Source organism: Pseudomonas sp. NBRC 100443 (assembly GCF_030268185.1).
Classification (GTDB): domain Bacteria; phylum Pseudomonadota; class Gammaproteobacteria; order Pseudomonadales; family Pseudomonadaceae; genus Pseudomonas; species Pseudomonas citronellolis.
Window position 1 is genome coordinate 23,805 of record NZ_BSQE01000039.1, and the last position, 8,874, is coordinate 32,678.

Consider the following 8,874-nt stretch of genomic DNA (forward strand, 5'->3'; position numbering starts at 1 on the left):
CGTTAGCACCCTGCTCCTGTAGGAGCGCGCCCTGCGCGCGAATCGCGGGCAGGGCCCGCTCCTACGGGAGACCTCGCGGTACCCGGCCTCGACAGGCCCGACTCCAAGAAAAACCAAGGTTGCGTGCGATGAACAAAATGCTTTCCGGCCTGCTCCTGGCGGCCTGTTGCGCCCTGCCGCCGGCTTTCGCGGCAAGTCCCCCGGACGTGCTGGCCCAGCCCGCCGTGCAAGGCCCCCAGGCCCTGCACGCGGTGCTGCAGGACGTCACCCGCGCCGGCCAGCGCCTGGTGGCGGTGGGCGAGCGCGGCGTGGTGCTGCTCTCCGACGACAACGGCGCCAACTGGCGCCAGGCGAGCTCGGTGCCGGTGAGCGCCAGCCTGGTCGCCGTGCAATTCGTCGATGCGCGCAACGGCTGGGCCGTAGGCCATGCCGGCGTGGTGCTGCACAGCGACGACGGCGGCGAGCACTGGAGCCTGCAACTGGACGGCAAGCGCGCCGCCGCCCTGGAACTGCAGGCCGCCGAGGCCTCGGCCGATGCCGGCCGCGTCGCCGCTGCCCAACGCCTGGTGGCCGACGGTGCCGACAAGCCCCTGCTGACCGTGCACTTCAGCGACGCCCGCCATGGCCTGGTGCTGGGCGCCTACGGCCTGGCCCTGGCCACCACCGACGGCGGCCGCAGCTGGCAGTCGTGGATGGGCCACCTGCCCAATCCCCAGGGCCTGCACCTGTACGCCGTGGCGGGGCAGGGCAGCGACCTCTACATCGCCGGCGAACAGGGCCTGCTGCTGCGCTCGCGCGATGCTGGCGAGCATTTCGAGGCGTTGCAGGGCCCCTACGAGGGCAGCTACTTCGCCGCCGCCATGCTGCCCAGCGGCCGCCTGCTGGTGGGCGGCCTGCGCGGCAAGCTGTTCGCCTCCGACGACGGCGGCGCCAGCTTCCAGGCCCTGGTCAATCCCATCCCGGCCTCGCTCAACGGCATCCGCGTGGCCGGCGGCCAGCTGCTGCTCGCCAACCAGGCCGGCATGTTGCTGCGCAGCGGCCTGGGCGACTTTGCCGTAACGCCGCTGCCGGTCTCCGACGGCCTGCCGCTGAGCGCCGCCACCATCGCCGCCGACGGCGCCCTGGTGGCCGTCGGCATGGCCGGCGCGCGCCGCCTGGCGCCTTCTTCCTCCTCCAGCACAGCGGACTGAGCCATGCACGCCCCGACTTCTCCCGCGCCGTCCTGCGGCCGCCTCGACGACTTCGACAGCGCTTCCGGCTCGCTGCTGGAACGCGCCCTGTTCAACCACCGCGGCCTGGTCCTGCTGCTGTGCCTGGCCGCGACCCTGCTGCTGGGCTGGCAGGCCACGCGGCTGACGCTCAACGCCAGCTTCGAGAAGATGATCCCGCGCGAGCACCCGTTCATCCTCAACTACCTGGACCACCGCCAGGAACTGGCTGGCCTGGGCAATGCCGTGCGCATCGCCGTGGCCAACCCCGCGGGCAGCATCTACGACAAGCACTACCTGCAGGTGCTGCAGCAACTCAATGACGAGGTGTACCTGCTGCCCGGCGTGGACCGCGCGGCGATGAAGTCGCTGTGGACGCCGTCCACCCGCTGGACCGGCGTGACCGAGGACGGCCTGGAAGGCGGCCCGGTGATCCCCGACGGCTACGACGGCGGCGCCGCCAGCCTGGAGGCGCTCAAGCGCAACGTCGAACGCTCCAACGAGATCGGCCAGCTGGTGGCCTTCGACCAGCGCTCCAGCATCCTCTACGTGCCGCTGCTGGAGAAGACCCCCGACGGCCAGGCGCTGGGCTACACCACTTTCGCCCATGAGCTGGAGGCCCTGCGCGGCAAGTACCAGGCCCGGGGCGTGGACATCCACATCACCGGCTTCGCCAAGGTGGTAGGCGACCTGATCGACGGCCTGAAGCAGATCCTGCTGTTCTTCGCCGCCGCCATCGCCATCACCGCCGCGGTGCTCTACTGGTACACCCGCTGCGTGCGCAGCACCGCGCTGGTGGTGCTGTGCTCGCTGGTGGCGGTGGTCTGGCAGCTCGGCCTGCTGCCCTTGCTGGGCTACGAGCTGGACCCGTACTCGGTGCTGGTGCCGTTCCTGGTGTTCGCCATCGGCATGAGCCACGGTGCGCAGAAGATGAACGGCATCATGCAGGACATCGGCCGCGGCATGCACCGCCTGGTCGCCGCGCGCTTCACCTTCCGCCGGCTGTTCCTCGCCGGGCTCACCGCGCTGCTGTGCGACGCGGTGGGCTTCGCGGTGCTGATGATCATCCGCATCCAGGTCATCCAGGACCTGGCGGTGATCGCCAGCCTGGGCGTGGCGGTGCTGATCTTCACCAACCTGATCCTGCTGCCGGTGCTGCTGTCCTACGTCGGCGTCAGCCCGAAAGCCGCGCGGCGCAGCCTGCGCGCGGAGGAGGCCGAAGCGAGCGGGGCGGACAAGCACGCCGTATGGCGCTTCCTCGACCTGTTCACCCGGCGCCGCTGGGCGGCCGCGTGCATCGCCGTGGCCGCGCTGCTGGCCGCCGGCGGCTACGCGGTAAGCCTCAATCTGAAGATCGGCGATCTCGACGCCGGCGCCCCGGAACTGCGCCCGGACTCGCGCTACAACCGCGACAACGCCTTCGTCACCGCGCACTACGGCGCCAGCAGCGACGTGTTCGCGGTGATGGTGCAGACCCCGGCCGGCGCCTGCTCGGCCTATGACACCCTCAAGCGCGTCGACGACCTGGACTGGCAACTGCGCGGCCTGGCCGGCGTGGATTCGACCAACTCCCTGGCGCTGCTCAACCGCCGGGTGCTGGTGGGCCTCTCCGAGGGCAGCCCGAAGTGGTACGAACTGGTGAACAACCAGGCCACCCTGAACATGGTCACCGCCAACGCCCCGCGCGGCCTGTACAACGACGACTGCAGCCTGCTGACGCTGTACGCCTACCTCACCGACCACAAGGCCGACACCCTGGCGCGGGTGGTCGACAGCGTGCAGGCCTTCGCCCGCGACAACGACAGCGAGCAGGCGAAGTTCCTCCTCGCCGCCGGCAGCGCCGGCATCGAGGCGGCCACCAACATCGTGGTCAGGCAGGCCAACCACGACATGCTCTGGTGGGTCTACGGCGCGGTCATCCTGCTCTGCCTGGCGACCTTCCGCTCCTGGCGCGCGGTGCTCTGCGCGGTGCTGCCGCTGGTGCTCACCTCGATCCTCTGCGAGGCGCTGATGGTGGCCCTGGGCATCGGCGTGAAGGTCGCCACCCTGCCGGTGATCGCCCTGGGCGTGGGCATCGGCGTGGACTACGCGCTGTACGTCATGAGCATCGTCCTGGCCCAGCTGCGCCAGGGCGCCAGCCTGTCCAGCGCCTATTACCGGGCGCTGCTGTTCACCGGCAAGGTGGTGATGCTCACCGGCGTGACCCTGGCCATCGGCGTGGGCACCTGGATCTTCTCGCCCATCAAGTTCCAGGCCGACATGGGCGTGCTGTTGGCCTTCATGTTCGTCTGGAACATGGTCGGCGCCCTGGTCCTGCTGCCGGCGCTGGCCTATTTCCTGCTGCCCCGGCGCCAGGCGCAACCCGCCGTGCCGGCGCACCAGCTGGAGGAAGTCCACCACGACCGCGACTGCTGCGAGCCGAATACCAGCCAGAGGACCGCCCGATGCCATGCCTGAACCCATCGAATGCCGGCTCCTACAGGTGCGGCAGGAACACCTGCGTAGGATGGGTTGAGCGAAGCGATACCCATCGCCACGACCCCATGGATTTCCGGCGTGGAGGTGCGCAATGACCACCCAACGCCCCGCCGGAACCGCGCAAGCGCTGCTCCTGCTGTTCGGCAGCTGCCTGCCTGTGCTTGGCGCTGTGCTCATCGCACCGGTGCTGCCGCGCATGCAGGCGCACTTCGCCGAAACCCCCGGCGCCGCCGTGCTGGTGCCGGTGGCGCTGACCCTGCCGGCGCTGGTGATCGCCTTCCTGGCGCCGCTGGCCGGATTGCTCGCCGACCGCGTCGGCCGGCGCCCGCTGCTGCTGGCCAGCATGCTCCTGTACAGCCTGTGCGGGGTGCTGCCGCTGTGGCTGGACTCGCTGGGGCCGATCGTCGCCAGCCGCGCCGGCATCGGCCTGGCCGAGGCGGGCATCATGACCTGCTGCACCACCCTGATGGGCGACTACTTCGACGGCCAGCGCCGCGAGCGCCTGTTCGCTCTGCAGATGGTCGCCACCTCGCTGTCCGCCGCGCTGTTCATGGGCCTGGGCGGGGCGCTGGGCGAGAGCGGCTGGCGCACGCCCTTCGCGCTCTACGCGGCGGGCCTGCTGTGCCTGCCGCTGATGGCGGCGCTGCTGTGGGAGCCGCAGGTGCGCCATGCCGGGCCGCTGCGCGCGGACGCCGGACGCTTCCCCTGGGCCGCGCTGGCGCTGCTGTACCTGCTGACCCTGCTGGCCGGCGTCAGCTTGTTCATCGTCCCGGTGCAGGCCGGCTACCTGCTGCAACTGCTGCACGTGGACGCCCCGCAGCAAGTGGGCATGACCATGGGCGCCAACCAGCTCGGCGTGCTCGCCGGGGCCCTGGCCTTCCGCCTGCTCGCCACGCTGCCGGCGCGGCGCCTGCTGGCCCTGGGCTTCGCCACCGCCGGCCTGGGCGGCGCGCTCATGGCCTTGGCCGATAGCCACGCCCCCGTGGTGCTGGCGGTACTGGTCAACGGCCTGGGCGTGGGCCTGCTGCTGCCGACGCTGATCACCCAGGTGATGCTGCAGGTCGGCTTCGAGCAGCGCGGCCGCGCCACCGGCGGCTTCACCGCGTCCATCTTCGCCGGCGAATTCCTCAGCCCGCTGCTGGTGCTGGCGATCACCGGCGGCGCCAATCCGCACTTGCCCCAGGCCTTGCTGGCGGTCGCCATCGGCCAACTGGTCCTGGCGCCGCTGTGCCTGGTGCTGCTGCGCCATGGCCGGCCGGCGCCGGTGGCGCAGGCGCTATGAACGAACGCTTTTCCCTGGCCGCCCAGGCCACGCCCGGCCCGTGGGCGGAACCCCATCGCAAAGGAGTCAGCATGCAACAGCTTCCCGAATTCAAGCGTGTAGTCACCGGGCACGACGCCCGGGGCCAGGCAGTGGTCGCCAGCAGCGGCCCGACGCCCAACGTCTTCCCGCTCAAGGCGGTGCCCGGCACCGTATTCCATGAAGTGTGGAACAGCGCCGCCAGCCCGGCGCCGCTGGACAATGGCGACGACCCGACCGAGCAGCCGCTGCAACTGAGCCCCGGCCCGCTGGGCAGCGTGATCCGCGTGGTGGACATCCCGCCGGACAGCCTGCAGAACCAGGTCAGCGCGGAGGACGCCGCGGCCGCCTTCGCCGAGATCGGCCAGGCCCACGCCGGCACCGGCAAGGCCGATTCGAAGCACAAGCTGATGCACCGCACCGAAACCCTGGACTACGGCATCGTCACCGAAGGCGAGCTGTGGCTGGTGCTCGATGAGGGCGAAGTGCACCTCAAGCGCGGCGACATAGTGGTCCAGCGCGGCACCAACCACGCCTGGAGCAACCGCACCGAGCAGATGGCGCGGATGGTCTTCATCCTCCTCGACGGCCGCTACGCCGAGGCCTTGAAGGAGCTGCTGCCATGAAGCTCGCCAGCCTCAACGACGGCAGCCGCGACGGCCGCCTGCTGGTGGTCTCCCGCGACCTGCAGCGGGCGGTGTCGGCCGGCGCCATCGCCGCCACGCTGCAGGCGGCGCTGGACGATTGGCCCGCCGTCGAACCCGCCCTGCAACGCCTTTACCAGCGTCTGAACGCCGACGAGGCGGATGGCGCCTTCGCCCTCGACCCGGCGCAGCTGGCCGCGCCGCTGCCGCGCGCCTGGCAGTGGCTGGACGGCTCCTGCTTCCTCAGCCATGGCGAACTGATGCAGAAGGCCTTCGACCTGGAGCCCATCGACGGCATCGACAGCATCCCGCTGATCTACCAGGGCGCCGGCGACGACTTCCTTGGCCCGCGGGCGGACATTCCGCTGCCCAGCGAAGCCCACGGCATCGACTTCGAAGGCGAGTTCGCCGTGCTGGTGGACGAAGTGCCCATGGGCTGCCCGGCCGAGCACGCCCTGGCCCACGTGCGCCTGGTGCTGCAGCTCAACGACGTCAGCCTGCGCGCCCTGGCGCCGCGGGAAATGAAGACCGGCTTCGGCTTTCTCCAGGCCAAGCCCGCCAGCAGCTTCGCCCCGGTGGCGGTGACCCCGGACGAGCTCGGCGAGGCCTGGCGCGACGGCCGCGTGCACCTGCCGCTCAAGGTCGAGTGGAACGGCGAATGGTTCGGTCACCCCCACGGCGGCGCCATGCACTTCGGCTTCCACCAGCTGATCGCCCATGCGGCCCTGACGCGCAGGTTGAGCGCCGGTACCCTGATCGGCTCGGGCACCGTGTCCAACGCCGACCGCGCGGTGGGCTCGGCCTGCATCGCCGAGCGCCGCGCCATCGAGACCCTCGCCCAGGGCGCGCCGCGCACCGGCTTCATGCGCTTCGGCGACCGCGTGCGCATGGAGGCCCGCGGCGCGGACGGCGAAGCGCTGTTCGGCGCCATCGACCAGCGCGTGGTGCAAGGGGGCTGGCCATGCGCGTGATGGTCAGCGGGGCCAACGGCTTCGTCGGCCGCGAGCTGGTCCGCCGCCTGCTGGAACGCGGCGAGCTGGGCGGGCAGCGGATAGACGCGTTGCTGCTGCTCGACCAGCAACTGGACGGCCTGCCGGACGACCGCCGCCTGCGCCGCCACTACGGCAGCGTCACCGACCCGGCGCTGCTGCGCCGGGTGCTGGCCGACGGCATCGACGTAGTGTTCCACCTGGTCAGCGTGCCCGGCGGCGCTGCCGAGGCGCAGTACGAGCTGGGCTACCAGGTCAACCTGCAGGCCAGCCTGGAACTGCTGCAGCAACTGCGCCACCGCGAACGCCCGCCGGTACTGGTGTACGCCAGCAGCGTGGCGGTATACGGCGGCGAGCTGCCGGCACGCATGGACGAGGCGCAATCGGCGCACCCGCAGCTGTCCTACGCCGCGCACAAGCTGATGGTGGAAACCGCCCTGGAGGACCTGGCCCGCCGCGGCGAGGTGGACGGCCGCGCCCTGCGCCTGCCCGGCATCGTCGCCCGGCCGCGACAGCCCAACGGCCTGCGCTCGGCCTTCATGAGCGACCTGCTGCACGCCTACGCCGCCGGCGAGCCCTACACCTGCCCGGTGTCGCCCCAGGCCAGTGCCTGGTGGATGTCGGCGCGCTGCTGCGTGGACAACCTGCTGCACGCCGCCGAGCTGCAGAACCCCGGCGCGCGGCGCGTGTGGCAGCTGCCGGTGCTGCAACTGTCCATCGCCCAGGTGCTCGACGCCCTGGCCGCCGGCTTCGGCGAGACCAACCGCGCGCGCATCGCCTTCGAACCCGACGCGCAGCTGGAAGCGCTGTTCGGCCGCTTCCCGCCGCTGCGCACGCCGCAGGCCCGCGCCCTGGGCTTCCGCCACGACGGCTCGGCCGCCGCGCTGCTGCGCAACGCCCTCGACCTTGCGCCGCGCCGTAGCCGCGCGGCCGCCCGCAAAGGAGTTTCCGCATGAACCTGAACAAACGCCGCCTGCTCGACCTCTCGGTGAGCCTGGACAACAACCCCTACAGCGACCCGCCGCCGCTGCTGCCGAAGATCGATTACATGGACCACCAGCAGGGCTGGCCGGAAATGGCCGCGATGTTCCCCGGCCTGCGCAAGGAAGACCTGCCGGGCAACGAATCCTGGGCCGCCGAGCGCCTGCAGATCACCACCCACAACGGTACCCACATGGATGCGCCCTGGCACTACGCCTCCACCACCGACGGCGGCAAGCCGGCCTTCGGCATCGACGAGCTGCCGCTGGAGTGGTGCCTGCAACCGGGGGTGAAGCTGGACTTCCGCGACCTGCCCGACGGCCACGTGGTGACGGCGGCCGAGGTGGAGGCGGAACTGGCGCGCATCGGCCACCCGCTGCAACCGCTGGACATCGTCCTGGTGAACACCCGCGCCGGCAGCCTGTTCGGCCAGCCGGGCTACCTCGATGCCGGCGTCGGCATGGGCCGCGAGGCCACGCTCTACCTGCTGGAGCGCGGCGTGCGGGTGGTGGGCACCGACGCCTGGAGCTGGGACGCGCCCTTCAAGTACACCCGCGAGCGCTTTGCCGAAAGCGGTGACGCCGCGCTCATCTGGGAAGGCCACAAGGCCGGCCGCGACATCGGCTACGGGCAGATGGAGAAACTGGCCAACCTCGACCAGTTGCCGGCCGACGGCTTCCTGGTCAGCTGCTTCCCCTACAAGATCCGCCACGCCTCGGCGGGGTTCGTCCGCGCCGTGGCGATCTTCGAGGGCTGAGGCGGCACCGCCGGCGGCCTGCTGGCCGGCGCCACCGCCACTCTGGCCGGCCCGGAAATGGGTGTGCCCTAATGGAGCATCTGGTACCTGCCGGGTATGCTCCTGCCGACGCTGCTGGGCGCCATGCTGGGGCCGCGTTTGTTGCGTTGGTGAGGGTACCCGGGGTCGGCAAAAGCGTTCGATCCTGGCGGCCGCTCCCTCACCCCAGCCCTCTCCCAGAGGGAGAGGGGGCCGTTCGGAGTGGGCGGAGAGTTCGGCGTCATCCTGAAACGCCTAACCCCACCTCATCATGCCCGTCGAATCGCGGACGGAGTCCGCTCCTATGCTTACAGAAGAGCCCGGGCGTAGGGAGCGGACTCAACGCCCCCGCCCTACGTTCCTGCGTTCGCACACTACTGTCCGGAATATTTTCGAGGGGGCGTCTGGAGGGCTTGCGGGGGCTGAAGGCACGGGTTAAACCGTTGAGCGCCAACTCAACCTCACAGCCCCCGCAAGATGTTCAGGATAAGCCGTTTTC

General features: G+C 70.8%; 7 protein-coding genes and 1 pseudogene. All 8 read left to right on the top strand.

Annotated features, from left to right (window positions below; all coding sequences use genetic code 11):
- Positions 1-128 precede the first annotated feature (128 nt).
- Positions 129-1,190: a WD40/YVTN/BNR-like repeat-containing protein gene (locus QSJ95_RS31575; RefSeq protein WP_285647643.1), complete on the top strand. Its 1,062-nt coding sequence runs from the start codon at positions 129-131 to the stop codon at positions 1,188-1,190.
- Between the two features lie 3 nt (positions 1,191-1,193).
- Positions 1,194-3,665, top strand: coding sequence for an efflux RND transporter permease subunit (locus QSJ95_RS31580; RefSeq protein ID WP_285647645.1), 2,472 nt, complete (start codon positions 1,194-1,196; stop codon positions 3,663-3,665).
- 112 nt (positions 3,666-3,777) lie between these two features.
- Positions 3,778-4,968, top strand: coding sequence for an MFS transporter (locus QSJ95_RS31585; RefSeq protein ID WP_285647647.1), 1,191 nt, complete (start codon positions 3,778-3,780; stop codon positions 4,966-4,968).
- Positions 4,969-5,039: 71 nt separating this feature from the next.
- On the top strand, positions 5,040-5,612 hold the full coding sequence (locus QSJ95_RS31590; protein ID WP_285647649.1) for a cupin domain-containing protein: 573 nt from the start codon (positions 5,040-5,042) through the stop codon (positions 5,610-5,612).
- Entirely contained in the window at positions 5,609-6,601 is a 993-nt protein-coding gene (locus tag QSJ95_RS31595) for a fumarylacetoacetate hydrolase family protein (RefSeq protein WP_285647651.1), read from the top strand. The genes QSJ95_RS31590 and QSJ95_RS31595 overlap by 4 nt, the downstream gene beginning before the upstream one ends.
- A complete protein-coding gene (locus tag QSJ95_RS31600; RefSeq protein ID WP_285647653.1) occupies positions 6,592-7,575 on the top strand; it encodes an NAD-dependent epimerase/dehydratase family protein in 984 nt (327 codons plus the stop codon). The genes QSJ95_RS31595 and QSJ95_RS31600 overlap by 10 nt, the downstream gene beginning before the upstream one ends.
- Positions 7,572-8,357 carry a cyclase family protein gene (locus QSJ95_RS31605; protein WP_285647655.1) on the top strand — a complete coding sequence of 262 codons (786 nt, stop codon included), beginning with the start codon at positions 7,572-7,574 and terminating at the stop codon, positions 8,355-8,357. Before QSJ95_RS31600 ends, QSJ95_RS31605 begins: the two co-directional genes overlap by 4 nt.
- A gap of 3 nt (positions 8,358-8,360) precedes the next feature.
- Positions 8,361-8,510 (top strand): annotated as a pseudogene (locus QSJ95_RS31610) (NrsF family protein); the annotation flags it as partial.
- Between the last annotated feature and the right edge of the window lie 364 nt (positions 8,511-8,874).